The organism is Natrialbaceae archaeon AArc-T1-2 (assembly GCF_030273315.1).
Taxonomy (GTDB): domain Archaea; phylum Halobacteriota; class Halobacteria; order Halobacteriales; family Natrialbaceae; genus Tc-Br11-E2g1.
The window spans coordinates 1,351,945-1,367,399 of the sequence record NZ_CP127174.1 but is presented as its reverse complement, the minus strand read 5'-3'; the positions used below and the strand labels follow the sequence as shown (position 1 = coordinate 1,367,399).

Genomic DNA, 15,455 nt, shown 5'->3' with positions numbered 1-15,455 from the left:
CCCGACGGCTCGCCTTTGCCCTGCAGTTTTCGACGACCCGTACGTCGGTCAGACATACGTAATCAGCCGTTGGAACGGGATCGTCCGACACGCGCTGGCCGACCGTAGCTCGCAGGTCCACGACCGACAGCCTCAGGATTCGGCTCCCGACCGGAGCCGTCCCAACACCGGAATCTCCTCGAGGCGGTCCTCAGATAGGAGTTCCCAGTCGATTCCGGTCGGGTTCGCGCCAGCGGCCGGTCGAACGACCCGCTCCGGCGTGACGATCAGGTCCATCGACACGTCGTGTTCACCCGTCGTCACCGGCCCTTCGATCACCTGTCGTTCGTGAACCGTCGTGGCGACCGGCGTCTCCTCGTCGACGAGTTCGAGTTCACGAAGGATGGCGTACTCGAGGTCGCTGTATCCTTCGCCCTTGCCGACCCGTGCCCCTGCTTCCGTGACGGCGACGCTTCCCGAGACGATCAGGTCGATCTCGGCGACGTCGTCGGGACCGATCTGGACGCCGTGTTCCGACGAGCCCGAGACGGTCGTCGCGGCGTCGTAGTCGGCGAGTTCGTCGGGATCGAGTTCGAGAAAGCAATCCGACTCGCGCAGTCGCGGCACGGCCATGTAGACCGTCTTCCCCTCCCGGAGCGCCCGGCGACGGACGGGAAGCTGTGGCGCATCGGGGTTCGCCTTGATCGTCTCCGCCTCGTGCCACTCGGACTGGTCGGCCAGGCGATCGGCTGCCTCGCTCGCACCGGCGAAGTTGGGGATGCGGCCGTGGGGTGGAAACGGAAACCGCGCCTCGCCGCGGTCCTCGAGATCGTCCCACACGCGTTCGCGGACCGTCTGTTTCTGTTCTTGCTCGCCCGTCACGTCTCTGTTTCCTCCTCGTCTCGCGTTCCGTTCGCAAGCGTCGCCAGCCGCGATGCCTGTGGGACGATGATCTCCTCGCTCGCGATTCGTGCGGTCACTTCGTCGTTGGGGAGACAGAAGATCGCCACGCCGTCTGCGATCCCGCCGAGTGCCCGACTCGAGACGACGCTGATTCCGATTTCGTCGTATGTGAGCGCGTGAAACAGATCGGCGAAGGCGGGCAGATCCTTATCGAGCAACGGTCCGACTGCCTCGAGCGTGGCGTCCTGCGGTTCGACGCCCGTCCCGCCGACCGTGACGACGATGTCGACGTCGTCCCGGTCGACGGCGCGTGACACCTTCGACTGGACGTTGTCGTGGCCGCGTGCGATGAGCTCGCGCGTCGCGATTTCGTGGTCGTCCGCCTCGAACGCTTCGGCGACCGAATCGCCCGCGGGATCGTCATCGAGCGATCCCTCCGAGGTGATCGTGACGATCGCCGCACCGACTGTGTTGCCGGATGACTGGCTGGTCACGGTCACCTTTCACCTCGTGGTGTGAAAAACGGTCCGTCCGTCTCACCCCACCCCGTCTCGAGTGGTCGTCGACGACCCCACATGGCGTACATTGTCGTCGACTGTCGAGTAAACGATCGGCTACTGCCGTTAGCACCACCGTTTAGTATGGCCTATCCGTTGATGCTGGTATGCAAGCCGTCAAGATCACCGAGCACGGCGACACGGACGTCATCGAGTACGGCGAGTACCCCGATCCGGAGGTCGGCCGGGACGAGGTACTGGTCGACGTCAAATCGGCGGCGTTGAACCACCTCGACGTCTGGACCCGACGCGGGCTCCCGACGCTCGACCTCGAGATGCCCCACATCCCGGGCAGCGACGGCGCGGGCGTCGTCGTCGAGACCGGCGAGGACGTCACCCGCTTTTCGGAAGGCGACCACGTGGCGGTCTCGGCCGGCGTCGGCGACCTCCGGATGGACGACCCCACGCTCGATCCGAACTTCCACATCATCGGCGAGCACGTCCCGGGCGTCCACTCCGAGTACACCGCCATCTCCGAGGACAACCTGATCCCGGTGCCCGAACACGTCGACTGGGAGGTCGCGGGTTCGTGTGCGCTCGTCTTCCAGACCGCCTGGCGGATGCTGATCGATCGTGCGGACCTAGAGGCCGGCGAAAAAGTGCTGGTCCTCGGAGCCAGCGGCGGGGTCGGCCACGCCGCCCTCCAGATCGCCGACTACGCGGGTGCGGAAGTGTACGCCACCGGCAGCACGGAGGAAAAACTCGAGTACGCCAAAGACCACGGCGCTGACTACGTCTGTAACTACGAGGAGGAGAACTTCGCGAAGTGGGTCCGCTCGGAGACCGACGGCGCGGGCGTCGACGTCGTCGTCGAACACGTCGGCGCACCCACCTGGCAGGACTCGATCAAGAGCCTCGCCAAGGGCGGCCGACTCGTCACCTGTGGGGGCACCGGCGGCGGCAACCCCGAGACCGACATCCCACGGATCTTCTGGAACCAGCTCGAGATCATCGGCTCGACGATGGCCACGCCCGAACAGGTCGACGACGTGCTCGAGCTCGTCTGGGACGGCACCTTCGAGCCCGCGATCCGTGACGTCTTCCCGATGAGCGAGACGCCCCGCGCCCACGAGATGCTCGAAGAGCGCGAGGGCTTTGGCAAGGTCGTCGTCCGTCCCGACAGCGAACTGTAGCCGAGCGAACCGTGAGGGCTATGCCGGCGCAGCCGTAACCTCGAGGCGTGACCTCGAGTGACGACGGCGGCTACGTCCACGATCCGGCGGCGTTCGACGGCGACGGGTCCACCGACGACGCCGATGCGATAGACGACCACGACGCTCCCCATCCGGCCGAGGTCGACCGCGAGTTCGGCTGGCGGGGGTGGGTTCTGGTCGGCGTCATGATCCTCGCGTTCATCGTCGCGCCGCTTGCGATCCTGCTGTTACCGCCGTTTGGCGGCGACTACTACTTCTTCATGTTGCTCATCTTTCCGTTGCTACCGGCGGCGTTGCTGGCGGTCACCGCCGTCTGGGCGACGACGCGGCCCTGAGACGGTCCGTCTCACCCTTCGTCCTCGACGATGACGACCTCGCCGTCGACGACGTCGACCTGGATCAGCGTCTCGACGTCGTAGCCCGCGTCAGCGACTTCGTTTTCGTCGCCGACTTTTTCGATGACGGCGACGGTGTCGACGACCTCGGCACCGATCTCCTCGAGCGCCTCGAGGACGGCCGCCAGCGTCCCGCCGGTCGAGAGCACGTCGTCGATGACGAGGACGCGTTCGCCCGCGCGGACGTCGTTGATGTACATCTCGTTCTCGGAGTAGCCCGTCTGCTGGGCGATCTCGACCTCGCCGTCGAGCCCGTACTCGCGTTTGCGGATCACCGTCATCGGAATGTCGGTGGCCAGCGAGACGGCCGTCGAGATGTGAATGCCCATCGCCGCGGGTGTGACGATCCGGTCGACATCCTCGAGCGTTGCCACGCGGACGATCTGAACGGCGACCTCGCGCAGGAGCTGGGGATCGACCCTGGGGATGCCGTCGCTTATGGGGTGGACGAAGTAGTGATAGCCGTCTTTCTCGACGATCGGTGCCTCGAGCAGGGACGCTTCCAGCTGATCCATGCCGTGGCTCGAGCGCTAACCGAGTAAAAGCTGGCGATAGCCGGTCTCGCAGCGGTGTACCCGTGTCCCCGTGCAACCGAAGGGCGTACGGGTGCGCCGGAGTCGACGTACGACCCGCGGTGTCACTCGAATGCCGGCACCACGTCCGTCTCGTAACACTCGAAAAACGACGACTGGTCGGGACCGATCTGGTGGACGTAGACGTAGTCGTAGCCGACGTCGATCGCTTCCCGAATGCGCTCTCTGTGATCCTCGGGATCGGGACTCGTCACGGTCGAGCCCGCCGCGATGTCCTCGCGGTCGACCATCTCGATCGCCTGCTCGAAGTGTGCCGGCGTCGGGAGCTGCTGGCTGAGTTCGCCTGGTAAGGCGGTGTTGGGCCAGTGTTCGTAGGCGGTGTCTACCGCTTCGTCTTCGGTCTCGGCGTAACAGACGTCGAGCTGGGTGTAGGTCGGTCCGTCGCCGCCCGCCTCCTCGTAGGCCTCGAGGATCTTCTCCTGTGAACCCACGGTCCAGAGCCCGTCGCCGTGCTCGGCGGCCATCCGTGCGGTCTTCGGCCCGAACGCGCTCACGACGACCGGCGGCGGCTCCTCGGGAAGCGTGTACAGTCTGGCGTTTTCGACCGTGTAATGCTCGCCATGGTGGCTCACGTTCTCGCCAGTCCAGAGTTTCTCCATGACCGTCATCGCTTCCTCGAGCATCTCGAGACGGACCTCGTGTTCGGGCCAGCGATCGCCGAGTACGTGTTCGTTTAAGTTCTCGCCGGTGCCGACGCCGAAGGTGAACCGTCCCTCGAACATCGCGGCGACGGTCGCGACGGCCTGGGCGTGGATCGCCGGATGCATCCGGATCGTCGGACAGGTGACGCCGACGCCGACCTCGAGGTCGTCGGTCGCCCGTGCGATCGCTCCGAGCGTGCTCCAGACGAACGGCGACTCGCCCTGCGTCGAGGTCCAAGGATGAAAGTGATCCGAGATCGACACGAACTCGAAGCCGACCGACTCGGCGCGGACGGCGTTGTCGACGAGCGCGTTCGGCCCGTGTTCCTCACTCGAGAGGGTGTAGCCGATCTTCGCCATACACGCTCGAGGGCAACTGGCGGCGTAACGATTGGCCCTGCAATCGATGACCGACGTCCGGTCGTCGGCGCTCGAGTGACTCCGGCGGACGGAACCGAACGGCTTACCCGCCGTCGGCCGAAACTCGCCCGCATGGAAGCCGTCGTCGCCGCGGAGGGTGTACGCAAGACCTACGGCGATGTCGTCGCCGTAGACGGCGTCTCGCTGTCGGTCGATCGCGGCGAAGTGTTCGGACTCATCGGTCCCAACGGGGCCGGCAAGACGACGCTCGTTCGGGGACTCACCGGCACGCTCGAGCCCGACTCGGGACGCGTCCGACTGCTCGGCGACCGACCCGCCGACGTCGACCGCGGTCGCCTCGGCGTACTGCCACAGAACTTTGCGCCACCGGACCGACTCACCGCTCACGAACTGCTCACCTACTACGCCGGTCTCTACGAAGAGAGTCGGGATCCCGACTCCGTCCTCGTCGACGTGGGACTGGCCGACGTCGGCGGGACGTGGTACGAGGACCTCTCGGGCGGAGAAAAGCGGCGAGTCTGTGTCGGTTCTGCGCTCGTCAACGATCCCGACGTGCTCTTTCTCGACGAGCCGACGACCGGTATCGACCCCGCCGGCCGACGAACCGTCTGGCGGCTGATCGAAGAGCTCGCCGCCGACGGCACGACCGTCTTTCTCACGACCCACGACATGGCCGAAGCCCAGCGACTGGCCGATCGCGTCGGCCTGCTCGCCGACGGCGAACTCGTGGCCGTCGGCACGCCCGACGAGCTCGTCGCGACACACGGCGGCGAGAGCAGCCTCGCCGTCGAGACGGACGCCGGAGCGGACGCGTTCGACGACCTCTCGCAGGCGACCACGAGACGGGACGGTGTCGTCTTCGTCGAGGGCGTCACGCCCGCCGAGATCGGACGCGTCGTCGACTACCTCGAAGATCGGGACATCGCCTACACCGGGCTGGCGTGGTCCGAGCCCGATCTTGAGGACGTCTACCTCGCACTTGCGGACGACGCGGAACGTGCCCGCACGCGTCGGGGCGACGGGGTGGAGACGCCGATCGCGCCGGCAGGGGGTGAGACGCGATGAGCCGACTCGCCCGGATTCGTGCCGAGGCGGGGGCCGACTGGCGATCGTTTACCCGTCGGCGGACGGCGGTCTTTTTCACCTTTTTCTTCCCCGTCATCCTGGTTGTCATCTTCGGCGCGCTCGTGCGAACTGATCCGACGGGCGGCGGGCTCTTCGCCGAGCCGCCGGGCTATTACGTTCCCGGCTACATCGCGGCCGTCGTTCTCTTCACGCCGCTGTCGCGGCTGGGAAGCGAGGTCGCTCGTCACCGTGAGGGAAGTCGCTTCGAGAAGCTCGCGACGACGCCGCTTTCGAAGACCGAGTGGCTGTTCGCCCAGACGATCGTCAACACGGTCATCATCGGCGTGGCGAGTCTGCTCATCCTCGGACTCGTGCTCGCGTTGACGGGGGCGGCGGTTTCGTTCTCCCCGCTGCTCGTCGCCTACGTCGTCGTCGGCGTCGTCTGCTTCTGTGGGTTCGGTGTCATGCTCGGCAGCTACACCGACTCCCGTGACGGAGCCGTCGCCGCGAGCAACACGATCGCGCTTCCGTTGCTGTTTCTCTCGGAGACGTTCGTCACCCTCGAGCAACTCCCCGGCTGGTTCGCGCCGCTCGTGAACCTCTCGCCGCTGACCTACTTCGCCCGCGGGGTCCGGGCGGCGACCTACCCCGGCGCGGAGACGCCCGCTGTCGCCGGCGTCGATCCGGCGCTTGCGAACCTCGGAATTCTCGCGGCGATCGCCGTCGTCGCGTTTGCCGTCGGCGCGTGGTCGATTCCACAGACCGATTGAGATCGACGAACTACTGCTCTCCTTCCGGCAGGTCGACGATCTCGTGCTGTTCGAAGTACAGCCGGAGCCGACGGATCGAGGTCACGACGACGTCGCAGTGTTGTTCGACGACTGAATCGGGAGCAAACCCGATCGCCGTGCCGGCGACCTGAAGCATCGGCAGGTCCGACCGGGTGTCGCCGACCGCGATCGCTCGTCCGAGATCGATCCCCGCTCTCGTCGCGATTTCGCCAAGCGGGCCGTCCTTCTTGCCCTCGAGCAGCGGTCCCTCGAGTTCGCCCGTAAGCGCGTCGTTTTCGACGACGAGCCGGTTTGCTACGATATCGTCGACCGCGATGCCCGCCGCCTCGAGTGCTCGCTCGACGCCGCGTTCGAAACTCCCCGTGAGGATCGCCACGTGGTGGCCGGATCGTCGGAGATCGCCGATCAGGTCGGCCGCGCCCGCACGCAACGAGATGCGATCGAAGGCGGCGTCGACCTGTCGCGTCTGGACTCCCTCGAGCAGGGCGACACGCTGGCGCAGGCTCTCCCCGACGCCGAGGTCGCCGCGACGTCCCTGCTCGAGGAGGCCGCTCATCTCGTCGCCGACACCGGCTTCCTCCCCGAGGAGGACGGTCATATCCGACTGTGAGAGCGTCCCGTCGAAATCGAACGCGACGAGTGCCATGTCCGGACTGTCGACGGCGACTCACAAAAACCCGCACGTGGCAGGGTCAGACGTCGGCCTGCTCGGGCCGACGTGAGCGACGGGCTCAAGTTCTCCCGCCGGGAACGCTCTGTATGCACGTCACCGTCGACGTCAAGGGTGAAGGGACACACGACCTCGAGCTCGGCGACGCCTCGACGTATGCCGACCTGCTCGAGGCCGTCGAGTTGAGCCCTCACGAGGTGAGCGTCCTCGTCGACGGACGACCGGTGCCGGAAGATCAGCCGGTCGAGACCGACCACGTCACCGTCTTACGCTTGATCAAAGGCGGCTGATCCGCTCGCGTCGTTCCTCCGCACCTGCCACAGCGCGCGATACAGCGTCCGAAGCGAGCACTCACAGCGGTCGGCGACGACCCGACAGCGGGTCAGGTATCGCTCGTAGTCCGCGGGCGACGGCGGGTCGGGATAGGGTTCATCGAGTTCGCCGGCCGCGCGGAGGACGCGCCACTCGGCGGGGCTCACCACCAGGTACCGTTCGGGCTCGAGAAACGCGAGGAACGCGCTTGCGACGGGGACCTCGACGCCGGAAAGCGACGTCAGCGACTCGAGTTTCGCCGTCGTTTCGTCGGCTGCCATCGCGTCGCCGATCGCCGTCTGTACGTCCTCGAAGTCGTTCTCGCGGATGGCCGTCTCAGTCTCGCGGCGCTCGTCGTCGGGGTACGCGCCGAGAAACCGCCGGAAGTACCACTGGACGACCCACTCGACGTCGCGCCAGCCGTAGGAGTCGCTCGAAAACGTCGCGGGTAGCAACTCGCGGTGTTCGTCCTCGACGTCGGCCAGGGGCTGGTCGGTCTCGTAGTTGGCCGCCAGCTCGTCGACGGTCGCCGGCGTGAGCTCCATCGTGTCAGTGTCTCGTGTCTGGTGCCGTAACGTTTTCCCGGCGGCCCCGCCGAACCGGGATCGGTCGCGCTCTCGTGGAACCGTCCGGCTACTCGGTCCGTGTTCGCACCTGATCCGGGTGTTCGGCGACGAACACCTTCGTGTGATCCGGGATATCGTCGGTCACCCACGAGTTCGCACCGATACTGACGTGATCGCCGACGGTGATCGCTCCCAGCACCTTCGTTCCCGCGCCGATGACGACGTGGTCGCCGATGTCCGGATGGCGCTTGTAGCCCTTCTTTAGCGTGTGCTCGTCGTCTTCTTCCTCCTCGAAGTGCAAGGCCCCGAGCGTGACGTCCTGGTAGATCCGTACCCAGTCGCCGATCGTCGCCGTCTCACCGATGACGACGCCGGTACCGTGATCGACGAAGAAGTACTCGCCAATCTCCGCGCCGGGATGGATGTCGATGCCGGTCACCCGCTTTGCGTACTCGGTGAGTTCGCGAGCGAACTCGGGTTCGCCGGTCTCGTAGAGGACGTGTGCGATCCGTTGCATCGTGATGGCGCGCACACCGGGATACGACCGGATGACCTCGAGGTAGCTCTTCGCGGCTGGGTCGCCCTTGTAGGCGGCCTCGACGTCGCGTTTCAGCGTCTCCCTGAGCGCCGGCAACCGATCCAAGACCGTCTCGACTGTCTCTGTCGGATCGCGTTCGGCGTAGGGTGCGATTCCGGTACGGAAGAGTTCGCCGAGTTCCTCGAGCAGGGCCAGGATCGCGTCCTCGTCCGCGAGCAGGGCCTCGGCGTTCCAGCACCGAGGGAACAGCAGGCGTTCGAGGACGTCGAGTTCCGCACGCTGGGGATCGCGCTGTGGAAACGCCATCGACCGAGTCGGGAACGGCTCCGCGTCGGACTCGTAGGCCTCCCGGAGCACCTGGTGTGCGTCGCCGGTGTAGCTGTAGTCCATCGTACGTTCTCTTGGGCCGGGGGACAAATACGTTCGACGACCGCAGCCGATACGTTTTGCCGTCTCGAAGACGTCCACTGACCGTATGCTCGTCCGCCAGGCACGGCCCGCGGAGTCGCTATCGGTTCGGCGACTCTTGGACGCCGCGATGCTCGAGATCGACGACCTCGAGGCACGACTCGACGCGGGAGACGTCCTCGTGGCGGTCGAAGGCGACCGACTCGTCGGCGCGATCGTCCTCGAACCGCGCGATCGCGGCGCGTACGTCTCGGCGATCGCCGTTAGCCGCCGGCGACGCGACCGCGGGATCGGCACCGCACTCGTCGAGTGTGCCCTCGAACGCGAGGGTCGACTCACCGCGCGGTTCGACGAGCGCGTCCGGCCGTTCTACCAGTCGCTCGGGTTCTCGATCGAGTCCATCGACGACGAGCGATACCGGGGCGAACGCGAGGGACGGCCGACGCCCTCGTAATACCGATCTCGGTCTCTCGTCGCCCTCATAAGGACTCACAGCCTCGTTATCAGACGGCGTCGTCCGATGCCGTCCCGGAGCCGCCGGTGTACCCGAGTTCCAGCCAGAGCTTTGCGGTACAGCTCATCGCTTGCTCGTCGAGTTCGGTCTCGTCTTCCTGCTGGTCGAGGTAGCCGTTACAGCGGCCGTGTTTGACGACGTTCATCAGCGACGCGGCCGACCCACACTCCGGGCAGTCGACGTAGTAGTTACCCTCGTCGTTCTGGTGCCAGGCGTCGGGCGTCAGTTCCATGCGTACGGCGTCGTCACCGCTCATGCTCCGGACGACGTGCCTGTCGCGGATAACCGTCCGCCCGGAGCACGCAACCTCGAGTGTAGACGCCGGACGCTCCGGTGACCGCAGTTGCAGCTACACGAGTGGGTCGACCAACTCTTTGCCGGCCGCGAGCAGCTCCGCGAGGCGAGACTCGTCGTCGGCCTCGGCGTAGACGCGCAACACCGGCTCCGTCCCGCTCGGGCGAACGAGCAGCCACGAGCCGTCGGCGAGCAGGAGCTTGAAGCCGTCGGCCGTGTTCACGTCCTCGACGGCCGTCCCCGCGACGGCGTCGGGGATCTCGTCTTCGAGGGCCTCGAGGGCGCGTCCCTTCTCGGCGTCGGGACAGGGGACGCTCGTCTTGTCCTGGACGATGGTTCCGTGGGTCTCGAGTAGCCGGTCGACCCGGTCGTCGATCGGCTCGTCGGCGTGCATCGCCGCTGCCACGAGCGCCAGCAAGACGCCGTCTTTCTCCCGGACGTGTCCCCGGACCGTGAACCCGCCGGACTCCTCGCCGCCGACGAGTGCGTCGGTCTCGGCCATGGCTTCGGCGACCCACTTGAACCCGACCGGCACCTCCCGGACGGATTCGCCGTCTGCCTCGGCTACTCGATCGATCAGGTACGTCGTCGAGACGGTCCGGACCGCCGGTCCCGACCCGGACTCGAGCAGGTAGTCGTACAGCGCGGCGAAAAACAGGTTCTCGTCGAGGTGACCCCGCTCGGGCGTGACGACCGCGAGCCGATCGGCGTCGCCGTCGTTCGCGATCCCCAGTTCGGCCTCGCCCGACTCGACGGTCTCGATCAACTCCCCGAGATGTTCGGCCGCCGGCTCCGGTGGCGAGCCGCCAAACGTCGGGTCGCGGTCACAGCGTCGGCGGACGACCGTGGCTCCGGCGCGCTCGAGCAGGTCGTCGGTCGTCCCGCGGCCGCTGCCGTGCATGGCGTCGTAGGCCACGGTCAGTCCCTCGAGGTCGAGGTCAGCGTCGACGCGCTCGAGTGCGGCCTCGGCGTGGGCGCTGGCGAAGTCGACTTCCCGAATGCTCCCGTGTTCGGATTCGGGTAGCGGATCCGGCTCGGCGAGGCGGTTGGCGATGGCGTCGGTCACCGACGGGAGCGCGGGTGCACCGTCTTCCGGTACGAACTTCACGCCGTTGTACTCGGGGGGGTTGTGCGAGGCGGTGACGATCAGCGCGCCCGCGAGGTCCCGATCGACGATCGCGTGAGCGATACACGGCGTCGGTCGATCGCGGTCGGAGAGCAACACGTCGAACCCGTTCGCACACAGTACGCGAGCGAGCTCCTCGGCAAAGCCCCGCGAGCTCTCGCGGGCGTCGTAACCGACTGCGACCGGCCGCGCTATGCCCTCGTCGTGCAGATACGAGGCTACCCCCTGTCCCACCTTCCGTACCCGGGGCGTCGTGAACTCCTCGAGTGTCGCTCGCCAGCCGTCGGTCCCGAACGTAATCGCCTCCATACAGCCCACGTCGTCGCGGGGTGCGAAAAAAGCGACGCCGAGATCGCTCGCCCGTTCGATTCCGCCGACGAGCCGGAAGGGTTATGAGTGGGCGGACGCTCTCTTCAGAGGCAATGGCGAAAGGAACCGTTGATTTCTTCAACGACACTGGCGGCTACGGATTCATCGAAACTGAGGACGCGGACGACGACGTGTTCTTCCACATGGAAGACATCGGCGGCCCGGATCTCGAAGAAGGACAGGAACTCGAGTTCGACATCGAGCAGGCCCCCAAGGGCCCGCGCGCGACGAACGTCGAGCGCCTGTAAGGCGATTTCGTAGCGTATCGGCACTTGACTGCAGTATTTTACGCCCGAGAGCGCCAGCGCCGGATAGTCCCGTACAACGTTTAGTAGCTGCATCGTCCACGGGCACCCATGGCCGAACCACTGATCCGTGACGGCGAGGCGATCGAGTACGAACCCGTCGACGCCGCCGACGGCCTCGAGAAGGCCGTCCTGATCGGCGAGGACCACGGCGCGCCGAACTTCGCGATGCGTCGGTTCACGCTCGAGGCGGGTAGCGAGGTGCCGAAACACACGAACGAGCTCGAACACGAGCAGTACGTACTCGACGGCGAGTACACCGTCGGTATCGAAGACGAGGAACGCGAGGTGAGCGCGGGCGATTCCCTGTTCGTCCCCGCAGGTACCGTCCACTGGTACCGCAACGACGGCGACGACGACGCCGCGTTCATCTGTGTCGTCCCCCACGGCGACGACGAGATCGCCGTCCTTGAATGAGAGCGAGAGTGGGCACTGAACTCTCGTGCGGCCCGTCGACGGACCAGACGAGCACTTGCCCGGCCAACCGTTATGCAGAGCCGTGTCCATCGCCCAGTATGGGAGTTCTGCAGGACCGCGAGGCCGCCCGACGCTGGTTCGAGTTTCTCGCACCTGGCTACGACGCCGTCGTCCCGTCGCTGTTCTGGCCTCCGTCGCTCCAGCGGGCCGCACTCGAGCGTCTTGATCTCGCCGCCGCCGACCGGGTACTCGACGTCGGCTGTGGGACCGGCGAGACGATCGCACACCTCGAGCCGGACGTCTCGGCCGTCCACGGACTCGATCTGAGCCGTCCACAGCTCGAGACGGCTGCGAAAAAGGACGGGCTCGAGGACGTCCGTTTCGTCCGCGGAGACGCCCGGAGCCTCCCGTACGCGGACGGGACGTTCGACTGTGTGGTCTCTGTCGGCTCGATCCTCTACTGGTCCGATCCGTGCGAGACGTTGCGAGCGATCCGCCGGGTCACGAAGCCTGGCGGCGAAATGCTCGTGCTCGGATTCAACCGGCGTCCGTTCTCGTGGTGGGACCCGGTCAGAAACGTCCAGGACGGCGTCGCCTCGACGTTGTTTTTCCGGTACGATCCCGAGGAAGGGACGCGACTCTTTCGCGAGGCAGGCTGGACCGATCTCGATCACGAGATCACCGGTCCGGTCTGGAGTCCGGGGCTCGTGATCGCGACGACGGCGCGGAAAGCGGGCTGATCGACGACGTGTCTCCGCTCTCCCGTCGAAACGACGGGAATTTTGGAGTTGCGTTCGATGGTACCGACGAGATGAGCGGGGACCGTCGCAAGGAGATCGAGTTTCACCTCACCGAGGACGAACTCGACGAGAAGCTACGCGAAGCGGACGACGAACACCGGCTTCGCCGGATCGGATTCATCAAGAACCTCTATCAGGGCGATACCGTCGCCGAGGCGGCGGATCGAGAAGGTCGGTCCGAATCGACCGGCGATCGCTGGGCCGACGCCTGGAACGAGGGCGGACTCGAGGCGTTGATGCCCGATTTCGGGGGCGGACGACCCCCGAAGCTCGACGAGGAAGAACGCCAGGACCTGCTGGAACTGCTTCGGGACGGCGAGCCCTGGACCTCACGAGAGATTCGCCAGCTCCTCAAACGGGAGTTCGACGTCGAGTACCACCCCGATTACCTCGGGACGTTCCTCCGGAACCTCGGTTTGTCGTATTCGGACCGACGGTCACCTCGGGCCGAGACCGTTGCACCCGGCGACGGGGACGAGGAGGGGGACGACGATCGCGAAAACGGCCGGACCGGCGGCTGGATACTCGACGACAGCCGCTCCGAGGGATGACGGTCGCTGTTTCGAACCGCTCAAGTACGCCGACCGACTACGATTGATCAGTGTCACAGCAGGTCCAGGACGTCGAGACACTGTTCTGTCACGGGATCGGCGACGACTACCTCGTTGTCGTCAACAGGGATGGCGAGCGACTGTTCCGTGCGAGACTCGAGCTCGCCGAAACGTCGGCCGGCCCCCGTCCCGCGAAATTCCGACTCAAGCGGGGCTCGAGCGAGGAGCCACGCCAGCCCGACGAGTTCGTCGAACTCGCCCGTCGCGCAAAGCGCATCCGCATCTCCGAACAGACCGACCCCGAGAGCCGTCGTGAACTCCAGGAGATGCTCGATGGCTACCAGCTCGAGGCCAAAACCGTCCGGACCTGCCGGTACTGTGCCTCTGCGGGCCGGTACTCGCCGATTACCACCGACACCGCGGTCAAAGACGGGGACGACTGGATCTGTACGGACTGTGCCCGCGAGGAACTCGAGCGCCAGCTCACCTACGCCGGCGGCGGCGAGGTCACCGGAGCCGCCAAAGACCGCCTCGAGGAGCTCATGCTCGAGGTCCAGGACTTAGAACGGATCGTCAACCTGCTCAAGGGGCGACTCGACCCGGACCTGACGAAGTTCGACACGATCTCGGCGACGACCGACGAGGTCGATCCCGTCCCCGTCGACACGCTGAACCTCCACCCCGGCCTTCAGGACCTGCTCGAGGACCGCTTCGACACCCTGCTGCCGGTCCAGAGCCTCTCGGTCGAGAACGGCCTCTTCGAGGGCGAGGACCAGCTCGTCGTCTCGGCGACGGCGACCGGGAAGACGCTGGTCGGCGAGATGGCGGGCATCGACCGCGTCTTAAACGGCAAGGGGACGATGCTCTTTCTCGTCCCGCTGGTCGCGCTCGCGAACCAGAAGTACGAGGACTTCCAGGACGAATACGGCCACCTCGTCGACGTCACCCTCCGGGTGGGTGCGAGCCGGATCAACGACGACGGCCAGCAGTTCGACCCCAACGCGGACGTCATCGTCGGCACCTACGAGGGGATCGACCACGCCCTGCGGACGGGCAAGCACATGGGCGACATCGGCACCGTCGTCATCGACGAGGTCCACACGCTCAAAGAGGACGACCGGGGCCACCGGCTGGACGGGCTCATCTCGCGGCTCAAGTACACCTGCGAGCAACGTGCCGAACGCCGCGACGAGTACGACGGGGCCCAGTGGGTCTATCTCTCCGCGACCGTCGGCAACCCCGAACAGCTCACGAACGCACTCGAGGCGACGCTCATCGAGTTCGAGGAACGGCCCGTCCCGATCGAACGCCACGTCACCTTCGCGGACGGCCGCGAGAAGGTTCGCGTCGAGAACAAACTCGTCAAACGCGAGTTCGACACCGAGTCCTCGAAGGGGTATCGCGGCCAGACGATCATCTTCACCAACTCCCGGCGGCGGTGTCACGAGATCAGCCGGAAACTCGAGTACGACGCTGCCGCCTACCACGCCGGGCTCGATTACAAGCGCCGGAAGACGGTCGAACGGAAGTTCGGAGACCAGGAGCTGGCCGCGGTCGTCACCACGGCTGCACTCGCGGCGGGCGTCGACTTCCCGGCCTCGCAGGTGGTCTTCGACTCGCTGGCGATGGGCATCGAGTGGCTCTCGGTCCAGGAGTTTCACCAGATGCTCGGCCGGGCGGGCCGGCCCGACTACCACGACGAGGGGAAAGTGTACGTGCTGGTCGAACCCGACTGTGCGTACCACAACTCGATGGAGATGACCGAAGACGAGGTCGCGTTCAAGCTGTTGAAAGGCGAGATGGAGCCGGTAATGACGCGCTACGACGAGGACGCGGCCATCGAGGAGACCTTAGCGAACGTCACCGTCGGCGGCAGAGCCGCGAAGGCACTCAACGACCGGATGCTCGGCGATGTGCCGACCAAACACGCCCTCGGAAAACTCCTCGAGTACGACTTCATCGACGGCTTCGAGCCGACGCCGCTGGGTCGGGTCGTCACCGAACACTTCCTCTCGCCCGGCGAGGCGTTCACGCTCGTCGACGGCATCCGCAAGGACGCCCATCCCTACGACCTCGTCGCGGACATCGAACTGCGCGACGCCGAACTGTGACCTGGCGCGACGTGC

The 15,455-nt window shown here is 66.1% G+C and carries 18 protein-coding genes and 2 pseudogenes; 11 read left to right on the top strand and 9 right to left on the bottom strand.

Annotated elements, in window-relative coordinates; translation table 11 throughout:
• Positions 1-132 precede the first annotated feature (132 nt).
• Positions 133-861 (bottom strand): 5-formyltetrahydrofolate cyclo-ligase, encoded by a 729-nt coding sequence (locus tag QQ977_RS07010; protein WP_285928419.1) that lies wholly within the window; start codon positions 859-861, stop codon positions 133-135.
• The gene (locus QQ977_RS07005) at positions 858-1,376 is read right to left on the bottom strand and encodes a MogA/MoaB family molybdenum cofactor biosynthesis protein (protein WP_285928418.1); all 519 of its coding nucleotides are present in this window, start codon (positions 1,374-1,376) and stop codon (positions 858-860) included. Before QQ977_RS07005 ends, QQ977_RS07010 begins: the two co-directional genes overlap by 4 nt.
• Positions 1,377-1,546: 170 nt before the next feature.
• On the opposite strand from QQ977_RS07005, the gene QQ977_RS07000 reads away from it, so the two are divergent.
• Entirely contained in the window at positions 1,547-2,572 is a 1,026-nt protein-coding gene (locus tag QQ977_RS07000; protein WP_285928417.1) for a zinc-binding dehydrogenase, read from the top strand.
• 47 nt (positions 2,573-2,619) lie between these two features.
• Positions 2,620-2,928 (top strand): hypothetical protein, encoded by a 309-nt coding sequence (locus tag QQ977_RS06995; protein ID WP_285928416.1) that lies wholly within the window; start codon positions 2,620-2,622, stop codon positions 2,926-2,928.
• An 11-nt stretch (positions 2,929-2,939) separates the two neighbouring features.
• On the opposite strand, the gene hpt is transcribed toward QQ977_RS06995, so the two are convergent.
• Together hpt and QQ977_RS06985 are read right to left on the bottom strand one after the other, a co-directional pair.
• Positions 2,940-3,503: a hypoxanthine/guanine phosphoribosyltransferase gene (hpt, locus tag QQ977_RS06990; RefSeq protein ID WP_285928415.1), complete on the bottom strand. Its 564-nt coding sequence runs from the start codon at positions 3,501-3,503 to the stop codon at positions 2,940-2,942.
• A 122-nt stretch (positions 3,504-3,625) separates the two neighbouring features.
• Positions 3,626-4,582 carry a TIGR03557 family F420-dependent LLM class oxidoreductase gene (locus tag QQ977_RS06985; protein ID WP_285928414.1) on the bottom strand — a complete coding sequence of 319 codons (957 nt, stop codon included), beginning with the start codon at positions 4,580-4,582 and terminating at the stop codon, positions 3,626-3,628.
• 132 nt (positions 4,583-4,714) lie between these two features.
• On the opposite strand from QQ977_RS06985, the gene QQ977_RS06980 reads away from it, so the two are divergent.
• A complete protein-coding gene (locus QQ977_RS06980) occupies positions 4,715-5,668 on the top strand; it encodes an ABC transporter ATP-binding protein (RefSeq protein ID WP_285928413.1) in 954 nt (317 codons plus the stop codon).
• Entirely contained in the window at positions 5,665-6,438 is a 774-nt protein-coding gene (locus QQ977_RS06975) for an ABC transporter permease (protein WP_285928412.1), read from the top strand. The genes QQ977_RS06980 and QQ977_RS06975 overlap by 4 nt, the downstream gene beginning before the upstream one ends.
• A gap of 10 nt (positions 6,439-6,448) precedes the next feature.
• On the opposite strand, the gene QQ977_RS06970 is transcribed toward QQ977_RS06975, so the two are convergent.
• A complete protein-coding gene (locus tag QQ977_RS06970) occupies positions 6,449-7,105 on the bottom strand; it encodes an HAD family hydrolase (protein ID WP_285928411.1) in 657 nt (218 codons plus the stop codon).
• A gap of 113 nt (positions 7,106-7,218) precedes the next feature.
• Here QQ977_RS06970 and samp2 point away from each other — a divergent pair, with 113 nt between their 5' ends.
• The gene (samp2, locus tag QQ977_RS06965; RefSeq protein ID WP_285928410.1) at positions 7,219-7,419 is read left to right on the top strand and encodes a ubiquitin-like small modifier protein SAMP2; all 201 of its coding nucleotides are present in this window, start codon (positions 7,219-7,221) and stop codon (positions 7,417-7,419) included.
• On the opposite strand, the gene QQ977_RS06960 is transcribed toward samp2, so the two are convergent.
• Together QQ977_RS06960 and epsC are read right to left on the bottom strand one after the other, a co-directional pair.
• Positions 7,396-7,986: a hypothetical protein gene (locus QQ977_RS06960; RefSeq protein ID WP_285928409.1), complete on the bottom strand. Its 591-nt coding sequence runs from the start codon at positions 7,984-7,986 to the stop codon at positions 7,396-7,398. The two genes, samp2 and QQ977_RS06960, sit on opposite strands and share 24 nt — an antisense overlap.
• An 88-nt stretch (positions 7,987-8,074) precedes the next feature.
• Positions 8,075-8,935 carry a serine O-acetyltransferase EpsC gene (gene epsC, locus QQ977_RS06955; RefSeq protein ID WP_285928408.1) on the bottom strand — a complete coding sequence of 287 codons (861 nt, stop codon included), beginning with the start codon at positions 8,933-8,935 and terminating at the stop codon, positions 8,075-8,077.
• A gap of 85 nt (positions 8,936-9,020) precedes the next feature.
• Here epsC and QQ977_RS06950 point away from each other — a divergent pair, with 85 nt between their 5' ends.
• Positions 9,021-9,407, top strand: a complete 387-nt coding sequence (locus QQ977_RS06950; RefSeq protein ID WP_285928406.1) for a GNAT family N-acetyltransferase — start codon at positions 9,021-9,023, stop codon at positions 9,405-9,407.
• Between the two features lie 55 nt (positions 9,408-9,462).
• On the opposite strand, the pseudogene QQ977_RS06945 reads toward QQ977_RS06950, so the two are convergent.
• Positions 9,463-9,723: pseudogene (locus tag QQ977_RS06945) on the bottom strand (hypothetical protein); the annotation flags it as partial.
• Positions 9,724-9,816: 93 nt separating this feature from the next.
• Entirely contained in the window at positions 9,817-11,196 is a 1,380-nt protein-coding gene (locus QQ977_RS06940) for a phosphoglucomutase/phosphomannomutase family protein (protein WP_285928403.1), read from the bottom strand.
• A 113-nt stretch (positions 11,197-11,309) separates the two neighbouring features.
• Here QQ977_RS06940 and QQ977_RS06935 point away from each other — a divergent pair, with 113 nt between their 5' ends.
• The 5 genes and pseudogenes from QQ977_RS06935 (at position 11,310) to QQ977_RS06915 (ending at position 15,440) form a co-directional block, all read left to right on the top strand.
• A complete protein-coding gene (locus QQ977_RS06935) occupies positions 11,310-11,504 on the top strand; it encodes a cold-shock protein (protein WP_005554588.1) in 195 nt (64 codons plus the stop codon).
• A 108-nt stretch (positions 11,505-11,612) separates the two neighbouring features.
• Complete coding sequence (locus tag QQ977_RS06930; protein ID WP_285928401.1) at positions 11,613-11,978, top strand: cupin domain-containing protein; 366 nt, start codon at positions 11,613-11,615, stop codon at positions 11,976-11,978.
• A gap of 98 nt (positions 11,979-12,076) precedes the next feature.
• Positions 12,077-12,718, top strand: a complete 642-nt coding sequence (locus tag QQ977_RS06925) for a class I SAM-dependent methyltransferase (RefSeq protein WP_285928400.1) — start codon at positions 12,077-12,079, stop codon at positions 12,716-12,718.
• Positions 12,719-12,789: 71 nt separating this feature from the next.
• Positions 12,790-13,311: pseudogene (locus QQ977_RS06920) on the top strand (IS630 family transposase); the annotation flags it as partial.
• Positions 13,312-13,379: 68 nt separating this feature from the next.
• Positions 13,380-15,440, top strand: a complete 2,061-nt coding sequence (locus QQ977_RS06915) for a DEAD/DEAH box helicase (RefSeq protein ID WP_285928399.1) — start codon at positions 13,380-13,382, stop codon at positions 15,438-15,440.
• Positions 15,441-15,455: the final 15 nt, after the last annotated feature.